Source organism: Streptomyces sp. NPDC101237, from assembly GCF_044767465.1.
In the GTDB taxonomy this organism is placed as follows: Bacteria; Actinomycetota; Actinomycetes; order Streptomycetales; family Streptomycetaceae; genus Streptomyces; species Streptomyces gramineus.
Map to the genome: position 1 here is coordinate 144,325 of NZ_JBIWNY010000014.1, position 18,782 is coordinate 163,106.

An 18,782-nucleotide genomic window follows, 5' to 3' on the forward strand; every position below is an offset into this window, starting at 1 on the left:
GGGACGGTGAACGGGCGGGGGAGGGGCCGGACGCGTACGTCTCATGGCTCGTCCCCGGCGCCGGTCCTGCGGACGGCGTCCCGGCGGTCCCGCGCGGCCTCGCGAGCCGCCGCGCGGGACGCCGAACTACCCCTGCCGGCCGCTGCTGTGGGCGATGCAGGCCACGTCGATCCGGTCGGCGAGCTTCGCCAGTTCGATGGTCAGCGCGGCCACCGTGTCCTCGTCCAGCCCGCTCTCCCCGGCCTCCACCAGCCGCACCCACCGTCCGCCCATGGTCCGCAGCAACTTACTCACGTCGGCCGCGGCCACCTGGAGGGTTCCGCGGTGGTCGACGATCAGAGGCAGAGTCACTTCCCGGTTCACACCCGGATCGTAGCCGCGCGACCCTCACGCACCCTGCCAAACGGTGGTGATGTTGCAGAACTCCCGGATTCCGTGCCCGGACAGCTCACGCCCGTACCCGGACCGCTTCACGCCGCCGAAGGGGAACGCCGGGTGGGACGCGGTCATGCCGTTGACGAACACACCGCCCGCCTGCAGGTCGCGGACGAACCGGTCCATCTCGGCCTCGTCCCGCGTCCACACGTTCGAACTGAGCCCGAAGGGCGAGTCGTTGGCGATGAGGATCGCCTCGTCCAGGTCGCCGGCCCGGTAGAGCGTGGCCACCGGCCCGAACGCCTCCTCCCGGTGGATGCGCATGTCGCGGTGGATGCCGGTCAGCACGGTCGGCGGATAGAACCAGCCGGGACCCTCCGGCCGCTGCCCGCCGCACAGCACCCGCGCTCCCGACCGCCTGGCGTCGTCGACAAGTTCCTCCAGGTCGGCCCGCCCCTGCTCGCTGGCGAGCGGTCCCACGTCCGTACTCTCGTCCATCGGGTCGCCCGTGCGCAGCGCCGCCATGCCCGCCACGAACCGCTCGGCGAAGGCGTCGTAGACGTCCGTGTGCACGATGAAGCGCTTCGCGGCGATGCACGACTGGCCGTTGTTCTGGACCCGCGCGGTGACCGCGGTCCGCGCCGCGCGGTCGATGTCCGCCGACGGCATCACCACGTAGGGGTCGCTGCCGCCCAGTTCCAGCACCGTCTTCTTGATCATCTCGCCGGCGGTGGCGGCGACCGCGCGGCCCGCGGGTTCGCTGCCGGTGAGCGTGGCCGCCCGCACCCGCTCGTCGCGCAGGATCTCGTCGACCGCGCCGGAGCCGATCAGCAGGGTCTGGAAGCAGCCCGGGGGGAAGCCCGCCCGGTGGAAGAGATCCTCCAGGTACAGCGCGGTCTGCGGCACGTTCGACGCGTGCTTGAGCAGACCGACGTTGCCTGCCATCAGTGCCGGCGCGGCGAACCGGACCACCTGCCAGAGCGGGAAGTTCCACGGCATCACGGCCAGCACCGGCCCGATCGGGCGGTAGCGCACCCGTACCCGGGACGCGCCCGAGTCCTTCACGTCCGTCTCCGCCGGCTCCTCGTCGGCCAGCAGTTCCTCCGCGTGGTCGGCGTACCAGCGCATCGCCTTCGCGCACTTCCCGGCCTCCGCGCGGGCCTGCGCGAGCGGCTTGCCCATCTCGGTGGTCATCGTGCGGGCGACGGCGTCCTGGTCCGCGTCCAGCAGGTCGGCGGCCCGGTGCAGCAGGCGGGCCCGCTCGGCGAAGCTGCTCGTGCGGTACGTACGGAACGTCGCCTCGGCGAGTTCGAGCCGGCGTTCGATTTCGTCCTCGTCCATGGCCTCGAACGTCTCGAGCGTCTCGCCTGTCGCCGGGTTCACCGTCGCGATGGGCATGGCTGACCTCCCTGGGAGCGGGTTTGCTTCGACCTTCGCGCGCGGCCCGGTGGACCGCAACGCATGCGCGCCTGTTCAGTCCGTGTGCTCCGCCAGCCGGTCGAGAAACGCGGCCTGCGCCTTGATGATCACCTCACGGGCCCGGTCGGGGGAGAGCCAGGCCACCCGGTCCAGCTCCGGGAACTCCTGGATCCGGCCCGAGCGCGGCGGCCACTCCATCGTGAAGGTGCCGAAGACCGCCGCGGCCGGATCCAGGTCCGCCTCGACGGCCCACACCGTCACGATCTTGCCGTTGGTCTGCCGGACCTCGCCGAGGGCGAGCGCCTCGCCGTCCGGCGGCGGCAGGCCCAGCTCCTCCTGGAACTCCCGGCGGGCCGCCTCCCAGGGGGTCTCGCCCGGCTTGTACTCGCCCTTGGGGACGCTCCACGCGCCCGCGTCCTTCTTCGCGAAGAAGGGGCCGCCCATATGGCCGAGGAGTACCTCGACGCCGTGGTCGGTGTGCCGGAACAACAGCAGTCCGGCGCTTCGCTTCGGTTCCGTCAACGCCGTACCTCCGGATGGGCGGCCAGCAGGGTCTCCACCGTATCGGCCTCCTCGGGCCGTTTGTCCTCGCGGTAGCGGACGACCCGGGCGAACCGCAGGGTGACGCCGGCCGGGTAGCGGGATGACCTCTGCAGGCCGTCGTAGGCGATCTCGACGACGAGCGAGGGGCGTACGGTCACCACCCCGCCGTCGTCGGAGACCTCCAGGTCCTTCAGCCGGGCGGTCTGCCACTCCAGCATCGCGTCGGTCATGCCCTTGAAGGTCTTGCCGAGCATGGCGAACCCGCCGTCCTGGGTGCGGGCGCCGAGGTGGAGGTTGGAGAGCCTGCCGGTGCGCCGGCCGTGTCCCCACTCGGCGGCCAGGACGACCAGGTCGAGGGTGTGCACCGGCTTGACCTTCAGCCAGGAGGCGCCCCGGCGGCCCGCGCTGTACGGGGCGTCCAGGGCCTTGACGACCACGCCCTCGTGGCCGCGTCCCAGGGTGGCGGCGAGGAACTCCTCGGCGGCCGCGGTGTCCCCCGGAGAGGAGACCAGCGCCCGGCGCACCCGCATCGGCTCCGGGACCAGCCGGGCCAGCTCGGTGTGCCGGTCGGCGAAGGGAAGGTCGAGGAGGTCGTGGCCGCCGGCCGAGAGCACGTCGAAGAAGACCGGGGAGACCGGGACCTCGCGGGCGGCCTTCGCCACGTCCGTCCGGGAGCCGACCCGGCCCGCCGTCTCCTGGAAGGACCGGGGCCGGCCCGCCGCGTCGAAGGAGATCACCTCGCCGTCCAGGATGAACCGGTCGCCCGGCAACTCCAGCGCGGCGGAGGTGACTTCGGGCAGACGGTCGGTGATGTCGTCCAGTGTGCGGGTGTAGACGCGTACCGCGCCGCCGTCCCGGTGGACCTGGACCCGGATGCCGTCGAGCTTCTCCTCGACCGCGCACGTGCCCAGTTTGCCGACCGCCTCGGCGACCGAGGAGGCGGTGTGCGCCAGCATCGGCAGCACCGGGCGGCCGACGGTGAGCCGGAAGCGGGCGAGGGCCGGCGGCCCGTCCGCGAGCAGCGCCCCGGCCACCGTCTGGAGCGAACCGGCGAGCATCACCGCCCGGCGCACGTCGGCCGCGTCCGCGCCGGTCGCCTGCGCCAGCCCCTCGACGGCCACCGCGTCCAGGGCGCCCTGGCGGACCTCGCCGGTGATCAGCCCCAGCAGGAAGCGCTGCTCGTCGGCGGTCGCCGCGCCCATCAGCGCGCCCACGAGGCGGGTGCGCTCGGCCTGCGAACCCGGCCCGGCCACCTTGCCCAGCTCGGTCAGCCGGGCGTCGACCTCGCGGACGGTGAGGGCGGGCGCGGCGGCCGGCGGGACCGGGCGGCTCAGCACCTTCCAGCCGACGCCGAGGCGGCCCTGCGGAAGGCGGCCGGCCAGGTAGGGGATGACGACCGGCACGTCGTCCGGGGCCGTCTCCCGGAAGAGGTCGGCGAGCAGTGCGGTCTTGCGGGACCTGGCCGCCGTGGCGGCGACCTCCCGGGACACTTCGGCGAGCCGGCTCAGCAGCATGCAGCCATGGTGCAACGGGCGGCCCCCGGCTACACCCGCACGGTGGCGTCCAGGTCGGCGAAGAGCAGCTCGCCGTTGATCGCCGCACCGGCCCGGTGGCCCCGGCCGGCCGCGTCGACCATCTGCTCGGCGAAGCCGCTCGCGTTCCCGGCCGCCCACAGTCCCGGCACGGTCGTCAGGCCCCGCCCGTCGATCACCGGGTAGCGCGCACTCCTGGCCGGATTGACAAACCTCTTTGCCGAAAATGCAATACGTTCATGACTACCGACGACGTTCTCGCGGGTGTGGGCCCCCGGCTGCGCAGGCTCCGCAAGGAGCGGGAGGTCACCCTCGCCGCCCTCTCCGAGACCACCGGCATCTCGGTCAGCACCCTCTCCCGGCTGGAGGCGGGGCTGCGCAAGCCCAGCCTGGAGCTGCTGCTGCCGATCGCGCAGGCCCACCAAGTGCCGCTGGACGAGCTGGTCGGCGCCCCGCCGGTCGGTGATCCCCGGGTGCGGGCCAAGCCGATGGAGCGGTACGGCCGCACGTTCTGGCCGCTGACCCGGCAGCCCGGCGGTCTGCAGGCCTTCAAGGTGGTCGAGCCCCGGCGGAAGCTCGATCCCGAGCCGCGCACCCACGAGGGGTACGAGTGGCTGTACGTGCTCTCCGGGAGGCTGCGGCTGGTGCTCGGCGACCACGACGTCGTCCTGGCGGCCGGGGAGGCGGCGGAGTTCGACACCCGGGTGCCGCACTGGTTCGGGTCGACGGGGGAGGGGCCGGTGGAGTTCCTCAGCCTGTTCGGGCCGCAGGGGGAGCGGATGCACGTGCGGGCCCGGCCGAGAAGCGCGGCCTGACCCGTCCGCCGTGCGGCCGGCTGTTCCCTCATCGGCAAGCGACCGCTTAGTATGCGATGGACCCCGACGAAGCAGTCTGTGGAGGCACCGCATGCAGGCATGGCAAGTGCACGAGAACGGCGAGCCGAGCGAGGTGATGCGGCTCCAGGAGACGGAGCGGCCCACGCCCGGCGACGGCCAGGTCCTGCTCAAGGTGCGTGCCGCCAACATCAACTTCCCCGACGTGCTGATGTGCCGGGGCCAGTACCAGGTGCGCCCGCCGCTGCCGTTCACCCCCGGCGTGGAGATCTGCGGCGAGACGCAGGACGGGCGCCGGGTGATCGCCAACCCCGCGCTGCCGTACGGCGGTCTCGCCGAGTACGCGGTCGCGGACGCCGCCGCCCTGCTGCCCGCGCCCGACGCGCTCGACGACGCCGAGGCCGCCGCCCTGCACATCGGCTACCAGACGGGCTGGTTCGGACTGCACCGCAGGGCCGGTCTCCAGGCCGGCGAGACGCTGCTCGTGCACGCCGCGGCCGGCGGGGTCGGCAGCGCCGCCGTACAGCTCGGCAAGGCCGCCGGAGCCACCGTGATCGGCGTGGTGGGCGGCGCGGGCAAGGCGGCCGTGGCCCGCGAACTGGGCTGTGACGTCGTCGTCGACCGGCACGCCGAGGACGTGGTCGGCGCCGTCAAGGAGGCCACCGGCGGCCGGGGCGCCGACGTGATCTACGACCCGGTCGGCGGCGAGGCGTACACCCAGTCGGCCAAGACCGTCGCCTTCGAGGGCCGGATCGTGGTCGTCGGCTTCGCCAGCGGCACCATCCCGAGCCCCGCGCTCAACCACGCCCTGGTCAAGAACTACTCGATCCTCGGCCTGCACTGGGGCCTGTACGCCGCCAAGAACCCCAAACTGATCCTGGACTGCCACCAGCGGCTCACCGAGCTGGCCGCGAGCGGCGTCGTCAAGCCGCTGGTCAGCGAGCGGGTCCCGCTCGCCGGGGCCGCGGACGCCGTGCAGCGGGTCGGCGACGGGGTCACCACCGGCCGGGTCACCGTCGTACCGAACGGAGCCACGGCATGACCGACACCGCCGAACTCACCCGCCGTACGGCGGAGTTGCTCGCGGCCTTCCCGCCCGCCACGACGGACCGGCTGGACTTCCTCAGGGCCCGCTTCGACGCCGGACTCGCCTGGGTGCACTACCCGCAGGGCCTCGGCGGACTCGGCGCCCCGCGCTCCCTCCAGGCCGTCGTGGACGCCGAACTGGAGGCCGCCGGCGCCCCCGACAACGACGCGCGCCGCAACGGCATCGGACTCGGCATGGCCGCGCCGACCATCCTCAAGTACGGCACGCAGGAGCAGAAGCAGCGCTTTCTGCGCCCGCTGTGGACCGGCGAGGAGGTGTGGTGCCAGCTGTTCAGCGAGCCCGGCGCAGGCTCCGACCTGGCCGCACTCGGCACCCGCGCGGTTCGCGAGGGCGAGGACTGGATCGTCAACGGGCAGAAGGTGTGGACCTCCGGCGCCCACAACGCCCGCTGGGCCATCCTGATCGCCCGCACCGACCCGAACGTGCCCAAGCACGCGGGCATCACCTACTTCGTCTGCGACATGACCGACCCGGGCGTGGACGTCCGGCCGCTACGGCAGATCACCGGCGAGGCCGAGTTCAACGAGGTCTTCCTCACCGACGTCCGCATCCCGGACTCCCGGCGCCTCGGGGAGGCCGGCGACGGCTGGCGGGTCGCGCAGACCACGCTGAACAACGAGCGCGTCGCCATCGGCGGCATGCGGCTGCCCCGCGAGGGCGGCATGATCGGCCCGGTCGCGCGCACCTGGCGTGAACGGCCCGAACTGCGCACCCACGACCTGCACCAGCGGATGCTGAAGCTGTGGGTCGAGACCGAGGTCGCCCGGCTCACCGCCGAACGGCTGCGCCAGCAGCTGGTCGCCGGGCAGCCCGGCCCCGAGGGCGCCGGCATGAAGCTCGCCTTCGCCCGCCTCAACCAGGAGATCAGCGGCCTGGAGGTCGAACTCCGCGGTGAGGAGGGTCTGTTGTACGACGACTGGACCCTGCGCCGGCCGGAGATGGTGGACTTTGTCGGCCGTGACACCGGCTACCGGTACCTGCGCGCCAAGGGCAACAGCATCGAGGGCGGGACCAGCGAGGTCCTGCTGAACATCGTCGCCGAGCGCGTGCTGGGGCTGCCCAGCGAGCCGCGCACCGACAAGGACGTCGCCTGGAAGGACCTCGCCCGATGACCGACCTGCTGTACTCGGAGGAGGAAGAGGCGTTGCGGGCCGCGGTGCGTGACCTGCTGGCCGACCACTGTGACGCGGCGGGCGTCATCGCCCGCACCGAGTCGGACGCCCCGCACGACCTGGCCGCCTGGAAGGCGCTCGCCGAGGGCATGGGCCTGGCCGGTCTGCTGGTTCCGGAGGACATGGGCGGCCAGGGCGCCTCGCACCGGGAGGTCGCCGTCGTCCTGGAGGAGCTGGGACGAGCGGTGGCACCGGTGCCGTACCTGAGCAGCGCGGTGGTGGCCACGGAGGCGCTGCTGGCCTGCGGCGACGAGGAGTTGCTCGGGCAGCTGGCCTCGGGCCGGACGATCGGCGCGCTGGCCGTGGGCCTGCATGCCGCCCCGGACGCCGACTTCAGGACCGTACGTGTCGAAGCGGGGCTTTTGCACGGCGAGTTGACCGGGATCGCCGACGCGGTCGCCGCGGACGTCCTGCTGGTGCCCGGCGACGACGGCGGCCTGTACGCGGTCCGGGCGGCCGAGACGCGGATCGCTCCGCAGGTGTCCTTCGACCTGACCCGGCCGCTCGCCGCGGTCACCCTCGACGGCGCCCCCGGGCGCCGGGTGGGCGACGCCGGACCCGCCGTACGCCGCGCCCTGCGGGCCGGGGCCGGGCTGCTGGCCTCCGAGCAGTTCGGGCTCGCCGAGTGGGCGTTGACCGAGACCGTGCGGTACCTCAAGGAGCGCAAGCAGTTCAACCGGCCGGTGGGCGGGTTCCAGGCGCTCAAGCACCGGCTGGCGCAGCTGTGGCTGGAGGTGGTGAACCTGCGGGCCGCGGCACGCGGGGCCGCCGACGCGCTGGCCCGGGGCGAGGACGCCGACGTGCTGGTGGCCGTCGCGCAGGCCTACGCGGGGCCGGTCGCCGTGCACGCCGCGGAGGAGGCGCTCCAGTTGCACGCGGGCATCGGGATGACCTGGGAACATCCGGTCCACCTGTATCTCAAGCGCGCCAAGGCGGATTCGATCGCCTTCGGTACGGCGGGCGCGCACCGCGAGGCGCTGGCCGAACTGGTCGACCTCCGGGCCCCGTGATCCCGGCCCCGTGATCCCGGCCCGGTGATCCCGGCCCCGTGATCCCGGGCCGCTGGCCGGGGCCCCTCGGGTTCGCGGGCCTGGCACGAGACCGCGGGCCCCGCATGGGAGCCCCGTGCCTCGCACGTGCCCGCGCGCCGGTCCGGCAGGCACCCGAGCCAGCGGCCGGCCCGGCTCGGGCACGGGCGGCTCGCGCGGCTCGGCGGCTCGGGCACGGGCGGGTCGCGCCGCTCGGCCGTCCGCACAGGCTGCTCGCCGGTCCGCCCGCCCGTCGGGTGTCGTGACACCACCCGATCGGGGGACGTGTCGACCGCACGGGCCTCCCCTCCGCTACGCCACACTTGCGGCCGAACGCCCTGGGACGGGCGTGGCGGAGGAGGTTCGCGATGGCCGTTTCCATCTCTGTGGTGCTGCTGCTCCTGTTGCTGGCCGTGCTCTTCATGCGCCAGGGCGGGCTGAAGATCTCGCACGCCCTGGTCTGCATGCTGCTCGGCTTCTACCTGGCCAGCACCAGCATGGCGCCCACCATCAGCAGTGGGCTCACCGCGACGGCGGACATGGTGAGCAGCCTGCGTCCGTGAGCCGCCGGACGCGGCCCGCGGTCACGGTGTCGAGAAGACGCCGATCCCGTTCGCCACGGGCCGTTCCGGGCTCACGGTCGGGTGGTTGAGAACGCGCACGGTCCGGCCGCGCTGGGTGCGGGCGACCAGTGTCGAGGAGCCGCCGCCGTCCAGGCTGAACGCATCGGAGGCCCCCAACGCCCGCATCTCCCGCGCCACTTCGGCGATGGTCAGCCCGCCGCGGTAGGGCTTCGCGCCGTCCAGCGCGAGCAGCAGGAGCCGTCGCCCGCCGCTCGTGAGGCCCGCGGCCGTACGGACGGCCGCGGTGGCGTCGTCGAGCCCGGCCGCCGGCCGGCCGCCGCGCAGCACCGGGTAGCCGCCGACCGCGAAGCGGTACGGGATCCTGGTGGCCGAGGCCACCAACCGCCCGCGGAACGTGACCCGTTGGCCCTTGGTGAGCCGACGCAGCCGGTCCGCGCCGGCCTCCCGGCCCAGCAGGACGGTCGTGTCGGCGGCGATCGGGCCGCTGCCCGGCGCCGTGGCGGTGGCGACGACCCTGCCGCCGCGGATCCGCACCTCGTAGGTGTCCGTGCTGCACCCGGCCGCCCGGTCGGTGTCCGAACCGCAGGTGGCGCGCTTGCGGGAGGCCGGACCCCACGCGGCGGTGTAGGCGCCGACGGAGTTCTGCGCCAGCGCGTACTGGTTGAGCCCGCGCAGCGCGAGGTTCCCGCCGGGGGTGCCGACGGTCCCGGCCAGCGTCAGCCGGTCCAGCCGGGCCCTGCGGTCCACGCCGACGCCGAGGACGTCGGTGGTGTCGGCGCCGGGCGGCAACGACGGGCCGAACCGCTGGGCCGTCGGCACCGCGGCCTTGAGCACCCGGCCGTGGGCGATCGCCGGGCCGACGCTCGCGCCGGTCGCGGCCACCCCCGGGTGCTGGGTCTCGGAGATGTCGAAGAAGTCGCCGTTCACGCCCGCGACCGCGCCCGCCGCGTCGGCCATCGCGGACACCTGCGACCGGGCGGCCACCGCACCCGGGGTGAGGAGGTCCACGTGGACGTGCGGATCGGTCAGGTCGACGGTCAGCAGATGCGCGTGGACGGTGCCCCTGGCCGCCGAGAGGTCGAACTCCCGGTAGTCGACGCCGGACGCGATCCGCCCGGTGCCGGTCGCGGCGCCCGCCGGTGCCGCCCCCGCGAGGGCGGCGCCGGCCAGGACGCCGGAGGTCGTGAGAATGGTGAACAGAGTTCGGCCGGTCGCCGCAAGTCGTCTCTGACGATGCGTCACCGCACCCCCTGATGTCTCGTCGAGTAACGCGGGACTCAGGGAAGTGCAGCAGACCGGAGTGACCGGCAGGGCGGTCAGACGTCGACTACGCGAGAACGGGTGAGAAAACGCACCCCCTCGGGTGCCTCCAGCGAGAATCCGCTACCGCGTCCGGGCACCACGTCCACGATCAGCCGGGTGTGGCTCCACACGTCGTACTGGCTGCGGGACATCCAGAAGGTGACCGGCTCCTCGACGCCGTCCACCGCCAGCTCGGCCAGCAGCACGTCCGAGCCGCCGGTGCGGAACTCGCCGTCGGGGTAGCACATCGGCGCGCTGCCGTCACAGCAGCCGCCGGACTGGTGGAACATCAGCGGGCCATGCTGGGCGCGGAGCCGGCGCACCAGCTCGGCCGCCTGCGGGGTGAGCTCGACGCGCGGAGGCGCTGCCTGGTCGTCCATGGTCACCCTCCTGGGGCGGGGTGTCGGGTCCCCCCAGTCTCACCCCTCGTCACCGGCCGGTCCATAAGCGGTCGTTGACGTCCCGGCGCGCGGAGCCGCGGCGGCACGGAGCCGGGCGGGCGGCACGGGCCGGGAGCGCCGCGGAGAAGGCCGCCGAGCGGGCGGCCCTGTGGGCCCATTGACCCGGGTGCGTCCGCATCCTTAATCTACATCTCCATATGTAGATGTCGTTTCTTCCGTGTAAGGACGTTCCGCCCATGAGCCAGCCCGTCGTCACCCGCTTCTCCGTGTACCCGGTGGCCGGCCGGGACTCCATGCTGCTCAACCTCTCCGGCGCCCACGCCCCCTACTTCACCCGCAACGTCCTGGTCGTCGAGGACTCCGAGGGCAGGACCGGGCTCGGCGAGGTGCCGGGCGGGGAGGCGATCACCCGGACGCTGCGGGACGCGGAGCCGTTGGTCGTCGGCGCGCGCCTGGGCGACCACAAGCGGGTGCTGCGGGCGATCGGGGAGGCGTTCGGCGGCCGGGACGCCGGCGGCCGCGGTGAACAGACCTTCGACCTGCGGACGACCGTGCACGCCGTCACCGCCGTCGAGTCCGCCCTCCTCGACCTGCTCGGCCAGCACCTGGAGGTGCCGGTCGCCGCCCTGCTCGGCGACGGCAAGCAGCGCGACTCGGTGCGCGTCCTCGGCTACCTCTTCCACGTCGGCGACGCGGGCCGCACCGACCTCGACTACCTCGGCGAACCCGACGCCGACGTGCCCTGGCACCGCGTCCGGCACGAGGAGGCCCTGACTCCGGAGGCGATCGTCCGGCAGGCGGAGGCGGCCTACGACCGCTACGGCTTCCGGGACTTCAAGCTCAAGGGCGGGGTCCTCGCCGGTGCCGAGGAGGTCGAGGCGGTCCGGGCGCTGAAGCGGCGTTTCCCCGAGGCCAGGATCACCCTCGACCCCAACGGCGCCTGGTCCCTGCGGGAGGCCGTCGAGCTGTGCCGGCCGCTGCTGGGCACCCTCGCCTACGCCGAGGACCCCTGCGGGGCCGAGGACGGCTACTCCGGGCGCGAGATCCTCGCCGAGTTCCGCCGGGCCACCGGCCTGCCCACCGCCACCAACATGATCGCCACCGACTGGCGGCAGCTCACCCACGCCCTGGCCCTGCAGTCGGTCTCCATCCCGCTCGCGGACCCGCACTTCTGGACCCTGAGCGGCTCGGTGCGGGTGGCCCAGCTCTGCCACGCGACCGGACTGACCTGGGGATGCCACTCCAACAACCACTTCGACATCTCGCTGGCCATGATGGCGCACTGCGGCGCCGCGGTCCCCGGCGACTACAACGCGCTGGACACGCACTGGATCTGGCAGGAGGGCCGGGAGCGCCTCACCGTCGCACCGCCCCGGATCGTCGACGGTGAGGTGGCCGTCACCGACGCCCCCGGCCTCGGCGTCCGGCTCGACATGGACCGGCTGCTCGCGGCCCACGCCCGCCACGAGGAACTCGGCCTCGGCGCGGGCCGCGACGACGCGGCCGGGATGCGGTACCTCGTGGACGGCTGGACCTTCGACGCCAAGCGGCCCTGCCTGGTGCGCTGAGGCCGTCAGGCTCCCCGGACCGCCGGCTCCTTCTCCTCGGCGGGCTGTCCCGCCGCCCGGAGCGTCGCCGGCCGCTCCCGCGGGGTGCGCAGCAGGACCGCCGCGACCACGGCGGCCAGCAGGGTGAGGCTGCCCGCCGTGATCAGGCACAGCCGCATCCCGTCCAGGAAGGATTCGCCCAGCGCGCCCAGCGCCTGGCCGGTCCGCGGGCCCAGGTCCAGGCCGGCGACCGCGCCGAGACCGTCCGCCCGCGCGACCGAGACGACCCGGTCCTGCGCCGCGCCGGTGACTCCGGCGCCGGTCAGGTGACCGGGCAGCGCGTCCACGGCCCGGGTGGTGAGCAGGGCGCCCAGGACGGCGGGCCCGAGGGCGCCGCCGACCTGCCGGAACGCGTTGTTGCCCGCGGCCGCCATGCCGGCCAGGTGGTACGGCACGGAGGCCACCGCGGTCGCCGTCATCGGGGTCATGACCAGGCCCATGCCCAGGCCCAGCAGGACGAGCCGCCAGGCGGCCGACGCGAAGGAGGTGTCGGCGGCCAGCGTGGTCAGCGCGAACTGCGCCCCGGCGACCAGCAGCAGACCGCCGGTGATCATCCAGCGCGCGGAGATCCGGTGCATCAGCCGTCCCGCCGGGCCGCCGACCAGCAGCGCCGCGCCGGTCACCATCAGCAGCCGCCAGCAGGCCTGCAGGGTGTCCAACCGCTGCACCATGCCGAAGTAGAGGCTGAGGACGAAGAAGAACCCGATCAGCGCCAGGAAGCTGATCATCGCCACCAGGGTGGTGGCGGTGAAGGCGGGGCTGCGGAACAGGCTCAGGTCCAGCATCGGGCTGTCGCTGCGCCGTTCCACCAGGACGAAGGCGGCACCGGCGGCCACCGCGGTGAACAGCGCCACCATCACCCCGGCGTCCGTGAACGAGCCCGCGCCGCCCTCGATCACGCCGTAGACCAGGGCGGTGATCGCGAGCGTGGCGGTGAGCTGGCCGGGCCAGTCGAGCCGCCGGCCGTGCGGGGCCCGGGAGTCGGTCAGCTGCCGGGCGGCGACGGCGACGGCGAGCAGCGCCACCGGGACCGACGGCAGGTAGATCCAGCGCCAGGAGAAGTGCGCGACGACCACACCGGCGATCACCGGGCCGATCGCCAGGGCCCCCATCAGGCAGGTCGCCCATATGCCGATGTACTTGCCGCGCTCCCGGTGGTCGGGCACCACGTGGCTGATCAGCGCCAGCGTGGTCGGCAGCAGCGCGGCCGCACCGGCACCGGCCAGCGCCTGACCGGCCCAGACCACCTCGACGGAGTGCGCGCACAGGGCGGTGACCGCCCCGGCGGCGGAGCAGAGCAGACCGGCCTGGAAGACCTTCTTGCGTCCGTGGACGTCACCGAAGACGCCCGCGGTGAGGATGAACGCGGCCATCGGCAGCACGAACGCGTCCTGCACCCAGGACAGTTGGGCCGTCGACGCGTTCAGCGCCGCCTGGAGCGCGGGCAGGCTCACGGCGACGGTGGTGACGGGAAGGTAGGCGACGAAGACGCCCAGGCAGGCCATGACGATCGTGGCCGCCCGCCGCTCGACCGGCGGGCTCGCCGGTGTCGTGACGTTCACGGAGATACTCCTTCGCGGCGCGCCGCGCCGCGGTCGAGGCCCCGGCGGACCGGCGGCCTGTGTCGTACGGGCGTCCGGTGGGAGACCCGCCGCCACAGCATCCGGTCCCGCGCGCACAACCACCAAGCAACCGCGGCTCCGGCAGCAGAATCCTCCAGATGTGCGCGGGCCCATGCCACACTTCCACCATGGTCGACGACGTGGACAGGAAGATCCTCCGTGCGTTGCAGTGCGCGCCCCGGCTGTCCTTCCGCCGGATCGGAGAGGTCGCGGGCGTCTCCGAACAGACCGCCGCCCGCCGCTACCAGGCATTGCGGCGCAGTGGCGCGCTCCGGGTGGTGGGACTGGTCAGCCGGCGCGTGCACGGCGCCGCGGAGTGGGTCGCCCGCATCCGCTGCCGTCCCGACCGCGTCGCCCCGCTCGCCGAGGCCCTCGCCCGCCGGCCCGACATCTCCTGGGCCCATCTGGCGTCCGGCGGCTCGGAGATCATCTGCGTCATCCGCGCCCCGCTCGACATGCCCGGCGAGGACGTGCTGCTCCGGCAGCTGCCGAGGTCCGCCTCGGTGCTGGACGTCAGCGTCGACCTGATCATCCACAACTACGACGCGCCCGGCACCGCGGGCTGGACGGGCTACGGCGAGAACCTGGACCCCGAACAGGTCGGCAGGCTCACCTCGGAGCGGCCGCCGCCCACCGCCGGACCCCCGCTCCCGCCCACCGACGAGGACGCGCCGTTGCTGGAGGCCCTGGCCCAGGACGGCCGGACCACCCACACCCGGCTCGCCGAACTCACCGGCTGGTCCCTGTCCCGGGTCGCGAGGCGGCTGGAGGCGCTGGAGGCCTCCGGCACCCTGGAGTACGAGGTCGAACTCCTGCCGGAGCGGCTGGGCCACTGGCTGCACGCCATCCTCTGGCTGCGGGTGCCGCCCGCCGAGCTCGAACGGGTCGGTGCGGAGGCCGCGGGCTACGCCGAGGTCCCCTTCGTCGGCGCCATCAGCGGGGAGCACAACCTGATGGTCTCCGTCATCGCCCGCGACCCCGAGGACTTCTACCGCTTCCTGACCACCCGGATCGCCGCCACGCCGGGCATCGACGCCTACGCCGTCAGCATCAGCGTCCACCACCTCAAGAAGGCGGCGTCCCTCATCTCCCGGGGCCGGCTGGTACCGCCGTAGGCCACCGGGAGGACCGCCGACGGGTCTCGCTCCGGGGCCGCGGCCGGGTAGGATGTCCGACCGGACACCGGCGGCGACGTGCCGTCCGGCATTGAGACTCCTTGCTTGAGCACGCTATTCTGCCGCGATGAGCGACGAGGAGCCACTGACCGACCACGAAGAGCGCCTCTGGCGTGCCCTGCTCCGCGTGACCGTCGCGCTGCCGCGCTCGCTGGACGACGACCTGCTGCGGTCCACGGGGCTCACGCTCACCGAGTACGTCGTCCTGATGAACCTCTCCGAGGCCGAGAACCGCGAGCTGCGGATGACCGACCTCGCCTCGGCCACCGCCCTGTCCGCGAGCCGCATCACCCGGGTCGTGGACGCGCTGCAGAACCGCGGCCAGGTGGTCAAGCGGCGCTACGAAGGAGACGCGCGGGGCAACGTGGCGACCCTCACCCCGGAGGGACTCCGGCGCGTCCAGGACGCCTACCCGGTGCATCTGGCGAGCGCCCGCAAGCGGGTCGTGGACCTGCTCGACGGCAGGTCGGTGGCGGCCATGGCGCGCCAGTTCGAAGCGGTGGCGGACAAACTCGACTGAGTTCCCGGGTCCGGGCCCCCGCCGAAGCGGCGACCCCGAGCCGGTCACCGCCCGCGCCGGGCCCGGCGGGCCTCGGCCAGTGCGGGCAGCAGGGACAGGACGACGATCACGCCGACCAGCGGCAGCAGATAGCGGTCGATGTGCGAGACGGACGAGCCCAGCGCGAACCCGGCGAGGACGAAGGTCTGCGACCAGAGCAGACCGCCGACCGTCTGCCACAGCGTGAATGGCCGCACGGGCACCCCCAGTGCCCCGGCGGCCGGGTGCAGCACCGTCCGCAGCAACGGCACGAAACGGCCGATGACCAGTGCCTTGCCGTATCCGTAGCGGGCCAGCAGACGCTCCGCGCGGGCCGCGCCGGACTTCACCCGCCGGCTGGAGGTGCGGGCCAGCAGCGGACGGCCGCCGTGCCGTCCGATCAGATAACCCACCTGGCCGCCCGCCACGGCACCGACGGCCGCGCACACCAGCACCTGCCACAGCTCCAGACGGGGACCCCGGTCCGCGGTCGCCGCGCACAGCACACCGGCCGGGAAGAGCAGGGTGTCGCCCGGCAGGAAGAAGCCGACGACCAGCAGCGCCGACTCGGCGAAGATCACCACCAGCACGGCCAGCGCCCCGAAGGCGGCGAGCAACGAGGCACTGTCCGTCGGATTGACGGCGATCACCCTCGGCACCTCCCCGTCCCGTACGCCGGTCGCTTCCCTCAAGTGTCACGTGCCGGGGGCCGGGGCGCCGCGCCGCGCCATCGGGGAGCGTCAGGCCGAGGGGTACCCGAGCTGGCGTCTCATGTACGGGGTCATGAGGGTCTTCGCCTTGGCCATGGTGGTGGCCCGGGTGCCGAGGACCGCGCTCTCGCCGAGCGGCACCGGCAGCACGGTCACGCCGTCGGCCGGCCCGAAGGGCACGATCAGCGGGGTGCGCCGGACGGCCCGGTAGGTCCGCAGCTTGTTGCCGTGCCGCCCGGAACCGCGCAGGTAGGAGAGGATGTTGTGGGCCGCGACCTCGGCCTGGGCGAGCGCGGCCGGGGTGACCTTCAGTTCGGTGACGTCGTTCACGTCGCCGACCGCGAACACGTCCGGCCGGCCCTCGACCCGCAGCGTCCGGTCGACCTTGACGTGTCCCGTCCCGGTCAGCCAGTCGCCGTGCCCGGCCAGACGCAGCCAGAGCGTGTTGGGGGTGGTGCCGGTCGCCCAGAAGGAGAGGTCGGCGGCGACGATCCCGCCGTGGGTGTCGCGATAGGTGCCGAAGTCGGCGCCTGGTGACATGAACGAGTCCAGGCGGACGGTCACGTCGTGGGCGGTCAGCCAGGTTCTGGCCCGGCGTCCGGCACGGGCGCTGCCGGTGGAGTGCAGCAGCTCCCGCCCGGAGTGCGCGAGGGTGACCCGCGCGTCCGGCCGGGCCAGCCGGATCTCGGCACTGAGCTCGACGCCGGACGGACCGCCGCCGACGACCAGGATGTGGCCGGCGGCGGCGATGCCGTGCTGGTGCTCGGCGAAGGCCTTCGCGGCCTCGTCGGGGGTGGTGCCGACGAAGCGGGCCGGCTCGGGGTAGTCGGCTCCGGTGGCCACGACCAGGACGTCGTAGGGCAGCCGGTCGCCCGTGGCGAGGGTGACCCGGCGCTCCGCGGTGTCGATGCGGACCGCCTTGCCCACCACCAGACGGCCGTGCGTCAGCAGCCTGTCGTACGGGATGAACGGGGCGCCCGTCCACTCCGGGCGGACACCCGCGCGCAGGGAGGCGATGCGGTGGAAGAAGACCTCCTTGCGGTCCACGAGGGTGACGTGCGCCGCGGCGTCCAGTCTCCTCGCCAGCCGCACGCCCGCGTAACCGCCGCCGATCACCACTATGTTGCCGTCCCGCACGGTGATTCTCCTGTGCCAGGTGGGGGGAATGGCGGCGAGCCTAACATTTGAAACATCAAGCGCAGGGCGGGTTCTGTGAGGGTGCTGCGAAGACGCCCGGGGCCGGTGCGGTCCGGCTGTCCGGCGGTGTCCGCCCCGCGTCGCGGGCCGCGGTCAGGGCGCGGCGGCCGGAGCGGGTGCCGTCGCCGTCCGCCACTCGTACAGCCGTCCGGTGACCTCGGTCAGGTCGGCGATGAACATGGCCGCCAACTCGGCGGTGAATCCGGTGCGTACGACGAGGCGCAGCACGGAGACGTCCTGGCAGGGCGCCGGGAACGTGTACGCGGGCAGGTGCCAGCCGCGGGCGCGCATCGCCTGCGAGATGTCGAAGACCGTCAGGCCCTCGGTGCCGGGCGCGAGCCGGAAGGCGAAGGCAGGCAGTTCGGAGCCGTCGGTGACCAGTTCGTAGGGCGTGATGCCCTGGATGCGCGCGGCGAGCGCGCGGGCCGTCGTGCGGTTCTGGGCCGCCAGGTTGCGCAGCCCCTCGAAGCCGTAGCGCAGGAAGCTGTAGTACTGCGCGACGACATGGGCGCCCGGGCGGGAGAAGTTGAGGGTGAAGCTGGGGGAGCAGCCGCCGAGGTAGTCGACCTCGAAGACCAGGTCGTCGGGGAGGGCCTCGGCGTTGCGCCACAACGCCCAGCCCAGGCCCGGGAAGACGTGCCCGTACTTGTGCCCCGAGGTGTTGATGGAGGCGACGCGTTCGAGCTGGAAGTCCCAGAGCAGCCCCGGGTCGAGGAAGGGGGCCACCATCGCGCCGGAGGCGCCGTCGACGTGCACGGGGATGTCGGTGCCGGTGGCGGCCTGGTATCCGTCCAGGGCCAGGCAGATGTCCGAGACGGGCTCGTAGGAGCCGTCGAAGGTGGACCCGAGGACGGTGACGACGCCGATCGTGTTGTCGTCGCAGTAGGCGGTGAGCGTGTCCGGCGTGAGGTGGTAGCGGCCCGGTTCCATCGGGACGTAACGCGGCTCCACCTCGAAGTAGTTGGCGAACTTCTTCCAGCACACCTGGACGTTGGCGCCCATCACGATGTTCGGGCGCGCGGTGTCCTTGCCCTGCGCGCGCCGGCGGTCCTGCCAGCGGCGCTTGAGCGCGAGGCCGCCGAGCATGGCCGCCTCGCTGGAGCCGGTGGTGGAGCAGCCCCGGACCTGCTCCGGGTACGGCGCGTGCCACAGCCGGGCGAGCATCCGTACGCAGCGCCCCTCCATGGCGGTGATCTGCGGGTACTCCGCGCGGTCCGCGAGGTTCTTCTCCGCGGTCTCCGCCATCAACTGCCGTGCCTGCGGCTCCATCCACGTGGTCACGAAGGTGGCGAGGTTGAGCCGGGCGTTGCCGTCGAGCATGAGCTCGTCGCGGACCCGGCGGCCGACCTGGTCGGGCGAGGAGGCGTGCGCGGGCAACTCGTCGACGGGCAGGAGCAGATGGTCGTCGAGCGGCGGCAGCCCGGCGACGGCCGGGCGGTCGGGTTCCGGTTCGGGTTCGGGTTCGGTCGCGGGGGAGACGATGAGGGTGTCGAACTCGGGTGCGGTCATGACGTCGGTATGCGGGATGGGCATGAGTGACTCGATGCCTTTCTTGTCCGTACGGCCCCGTGCACTCCGAAGCTAGATCTCTTTTCGGTGCGGCATCTGTGCCGATTACACCGATCCAGCGACCGGT

General features: G+C 73.4%; 18 protein-coding genes and 1 pseudogene. 8 read left to right on the forward strand and 11 right to left on the reverse strand.

The annotated features are described in order from the left end of the window. Positions 1 to 126: 126 nt before the first annotated feature. The 5 genes and pseudogenes from ACIRQ9_RS22620 to ACIRQ9_RS22640 form a co-directional block, all read right to left on the reverse strand. Entirely contained in the window at positions 127 to 363 is a 237-nt protein-coding gene (locus tag ACIRQ9_RS22620; protein WP_404176179.1) for a DUF6213 family protein, read from the reverse strand. Between the two features lie 24 nt (positions 364 to 387). Beyond that, positions 388 to 1,773 carry an NADP-dependent succinic semialdehyde dehydrogenase gene (locus ACIRQ9_RS22625; protein WP_404176181.1) on the reverse strand — a complete coding sequence of 462 codons (1,386 nt, stop codon included), beginning with the start codon at positions 1,771 to 1,773 and terminating at the stop codon, positions 388 to 390. A 75-nt stretch (positions 1,774 to 1,848) separates the two neighbouring features. After that, the gene (locus ACIRQ9_RS22630) at positions 1,849 to 2,316 is read right to left on the reverse strand and encodes an NUDIX domain-containing protein (RefSeq protein ID WP_404176184.1); all 468 of its coding nucleotides are present in this window, start codon (positions 2,314 to 2,316) and stop codon (positions 1,849 to 1,851) included. Then, positions 2,313 to 3,851: an ATP-dependent DNA ligase gene (locus ACIRQ9_RS22635; protein ID WP_404176187.1), complete on the reverse strand. Its 1,539-nt coding sequence runs from the start codon at positions 3,849 to 3,851 to the stop codon at positions 2,313 to 2,315. Before ACIRQ9_RS22635 ends, ACIRQ9_RS22630 begins: the two co-directional genes overlap by 4 nt. Positions 3,852 to 3,880: 29 nt before the next feature. Further along, positions 3,881 to 4,054 (reverse strand): annotated as a pseudogene (locus tag ACIRQ9_RS22640) (thioredoxin reductase); the annotation flags it as partial. Between the two features lie 54 nt (positions 4,055 to 4,108). Between ACIRQ9_RS22640 and ACIRQ9_RS22645 the strand changes: the two are divergent. From ACIRQ9_RS22645 to ACIRQ9_RS22665, 5 genes are all read left to right on the forward strand, one after another. Continuing rightward, entirely contained in the window at positions 4,109 to 4,684 is a 576-nt protein-coding gene (locus tag ACIRQ9_RS22645) for a helix-turn-helix domain-containing protein (RefSeq protein ID WP_404176191.1), read from the forward strand. A 91-nt stretch (positions 4,685 to 4,775) separates the two neighbouring features. Then, a complete protein-coding gene (locus ACIRQ9_RS22650; RefSeq protein WP_404176194.1) occupies positions 4,776 to 5,744 on the forward strand; it encodes an NADPH:quinone oxidoreductase family protein in 969 nt (322 codons plus the stop codon). Beyond that, positions 5,741 to 6,922 carry an acyl-CoA dehydrogenase family protein gene (locus ACIRQ9_RS22655; RefSeq protein ID WP_404176197.1) on the forward strand — a complete coding sequence of 394 codons (1,182 nt, stop codon included), beginning with the start codon at positions 5,741 to 5,743 and terminating at the stop codon, positions 6,920 to 6,922. The genes ACIRQ9_RS22650 and ACIRQ9_RS22655 overlap by 4 nt, the downstream gene beginning before the upstream one ends. Further along, on the forward strand, positions 6,919 to 7,992 hold the full coding sequence (locus ACIRQ9_RS22660; protein WP_404176201.1) for an acyl-CoA dehydrogenase family protein: 1,074 nt from the start codon (positions 6,919 to 6,921) through the stop codon (positions 7,990 to 7,992). Before ACIRQ9_RS22655 ends, ACIRQ9_RS22660 begins: the two co-directional genes overlap by 4 nt. 386 nt (positions 7,993 to 8,378) lie before the next feature. Further along, complete coding sequence (locus ACIRQ9_RS22665) at positions 8,379 to 8,573, forward strand: hypothetical protein (protein WP_351326497.1); 195 nt, start codon at positions 8,379 to 8,381, stop codon at positions 8,571 to 8,573. A gap of 21 nt (positions 8,574 to 8,594) precedes the next feature. On the opposite strand, the gene ACIRQ9_RS22670 is transcribed toward ACIRQ9_RS22665, so the two are convergent. Next, a complete protein-coding gene (locus ACIRQ9_RS22670; protein WP_404176204.1) occupies positions 8,595 to 9,836 on the reverse strand; it encodes a phosphodiester glycosidase family protein in 1,242 nt (413 codons plus the stop codon). Between the two features lie 74 nt (positions 9,837 to 9,910). Next, positions 9,911 to 10,276 (reverse strand): DUF779 domain-containing protein, encoded by a 366-nt coding sequence (locus ACIRQ9_RS22675; RefSeq protein ID WP_404176207.1) that lies wholly within the window; start codon positions 10,274 to 10,276, stop codon positions 9,911 to 9,913. A 257-nt stretch (positions 10,277 to 10,533) separates the two neighbouring features. Here ACIRQ9_RS22675 and ACIRQ9_RS22680 point away from each other — a divergent pair, with 257 nt between their 5' ends. After that, positions 10,534 to 11,865 carry an enolase C-terminal domain-like protein gene (locus ACIRQ9_RS22680; RefSeq protein ID WP_404176210.1) on the forward strand — a complete coding sequence of 444 codons (1,332 nt, stop codon included), beginning with the start codon at positions 10,534 to 10,536 and terminating at the stop codon, positions 11,863 to 11,865. A gap of 5 nt (positions 11,866 to 11,870) precedes the next feature. On the opposite strand, the gene ACIRQ9_RS22685 is transcribed toward ACIRQ9_RS22680, so the two are convergent. Next, positions 11,871 to 13,466, reverse strand: coding sequence for an MFS transporter (locus ACIRQ9_RS22685; RefSeq protein WP_404176213.1), 1,596 nt, complete (start codon positions 13,464 to 13,466; stop codon positions 11,871 to 11,873). Positions 13,467 to 13,654: 188 nt separating this feature from the next. On the opposite strand from ACIRQ9_RS22685, the gene ACIRQ9_RS22690 reads away from it, so the two are divergent. Next, positions 13,655 to 14,641 carry an Lrp/AsnC family transcriptional regulator gene (locus ACIRQ9_RS22690; RefSeq protein WP_404176216.1) on the forward strand — a complete coding sequence of 329 codons (987 nt, stop codon included), beginning with the start codon at positions 13,655 to 13,657 and terminating at the stop codon, positions 14,639 to 14,641. Between the two features lie 127 nt (positions 14,642 to 14,768). Then, a complete protein-coding gene (locus ACIRQ9_RS22695) occupies positions 14,769 to 15,221 on the forward strand; it encodes a MarR family winged helix-turn-helix transcriptional regulator (RefSeq protein WP_404176219.1) in 453 nt (150 codons plus the stop codon). A 44-nt stretch (positions 15,222 to 15,265) separates the two neighbouring features. Here the strand turns inward: ACIRQ9_RS22695 and ACIRQ9_RS22700 are convergent, their stop codons facing one another. The 3 genes from ACIRQ9_RS22700 to ACIRQ9_RS22710 all read right to left on the reverse strand — a co-directional run bounded on the left by ACIRQ9_RS22700 (position 15,266) and on the right by ACIRQ9_RS22710 (position 18,679). Continuing rightward, entirely contained in the window at positions 15,266 to 15,889 is a 624-nt protein-coding gene (locus tag ACIRQ9_RS22700; RefSeq protein WP_404176222.1) for a DedA family protein, read from the reverse strand. 90 nt (positions 15,890 to 15,979) lie between these two features. Then, positions 15,980 to 17,086, reverse strand: coding sequence for an NAD(P)/FAD-dependent oxidoreductase (locus tag ACIRQ9_RS22705; RefSeq protein WP_404176225.1), 1,107 nt, complete (start codon positions 17,084 to 17,086; stop codon positions 15,980 to 15,982). A gap of 153 nt (positions 17,087 to 17,239) precedes the next feature. Beyond that, positions 17,240 to 18,679: a glutamate decarboxylase gene (locus ACIRQ9_RS22710; protein WP_404176228.1), complete on the reverse strand. Its 1,440-nt coding sequence runs from the start codon at positions 18,677 to 18,679 to the stop codon at positions 17,240 to 17,242. Positions 18,680 to 18,782: the final 103 nt, after the last annotated feature.

Coding starts and splice junctions, on each gene's coding strand:
- ACIRQ9_RS22625 (WP_404176181.1), bottom strand. CDS start 1,773: ATGCCCATCGCGACGGTGAACCCGGCGACAGGCGAGACGCTCGAGACG.
- ACIRQ9_RS22635 (WP_404176187.1), bottom strand. CDS start 3,851: ATGCTGCTGAGCCGGCTCGCCGAAGTGTCCCGGGAGGTCGCCGCCACG.
- ACIRQ9_RS22645 (WP_404176191.1), top strand. CDS start 4,109: ATGACTACCGACGACGTTCTCGCGGGTGTGGGCCCCCGGCTGCGCAGG.
- ACIRQ9_RS22650 (WP_404176194.1), top strand. CDS start 4,776: ATGCAGGCATGGCAAGTGCACGAGAACGGCGAGCCGAGCGAGGTGATG.
- ACIRQ9_RS22655 (WP_404176197.1), top strand. CDS start 5,741: ATGACCGACACCGCCGAACTCACCCGCCGTACGGCGGAGTTGCTCGCG.
- ACIRQ9_RS22660 (WP_404176201.1), top strand. CDS start 6,919: ATGACCGACCTGCTGTACTCGGAGGAGGAAGAGGCGTTGCGGGCCGCG.
- ACIRQ9_RS22665 (WP_351326497.1), top strand. CDS start 8,379: ATGGCCGTTTCCATCTCTGTGGTGCTGCTGCTCCTGTTGCTGGCCGTG.
- ACIRQ9_RS22675 (WP_404176207.1), bottom strand. CDS start 10,276: ATGGACGACCAGGCAGCGCCTCCGCGCGTCGAGCTCACCCCGCAGGCG.
- ACIRQ9_RS22680 (WP_404176210.1), top strand. CDS start 10,534: ATGAGCCAGCCCGTCGTCACCCGCTTCTCCGTGTACCCGGTGGCCGGC.
- ACIRQ9_RS22690 (WP_404176216.1), top strand. CDS start 13,655: ATGGTCGACGACGTGGACAGGAAGATCCTCCGTGCGTTGCAGTGCGCG.
- ACIRQ9_RS22695 (WP_404176219.1), top strand. CDS start 14,769: ATGAGCGACGAGGAGCCACTGACCGACCACGAAGAGCGCCTCTGGCGT.
- ACIRQ9_RS22710 (WP_404176228.1), bottom strand. CDS start 18,679: ATGCCCATCCCGCATACCGACGTCATGACCGCACCCGAGTTCGACACC.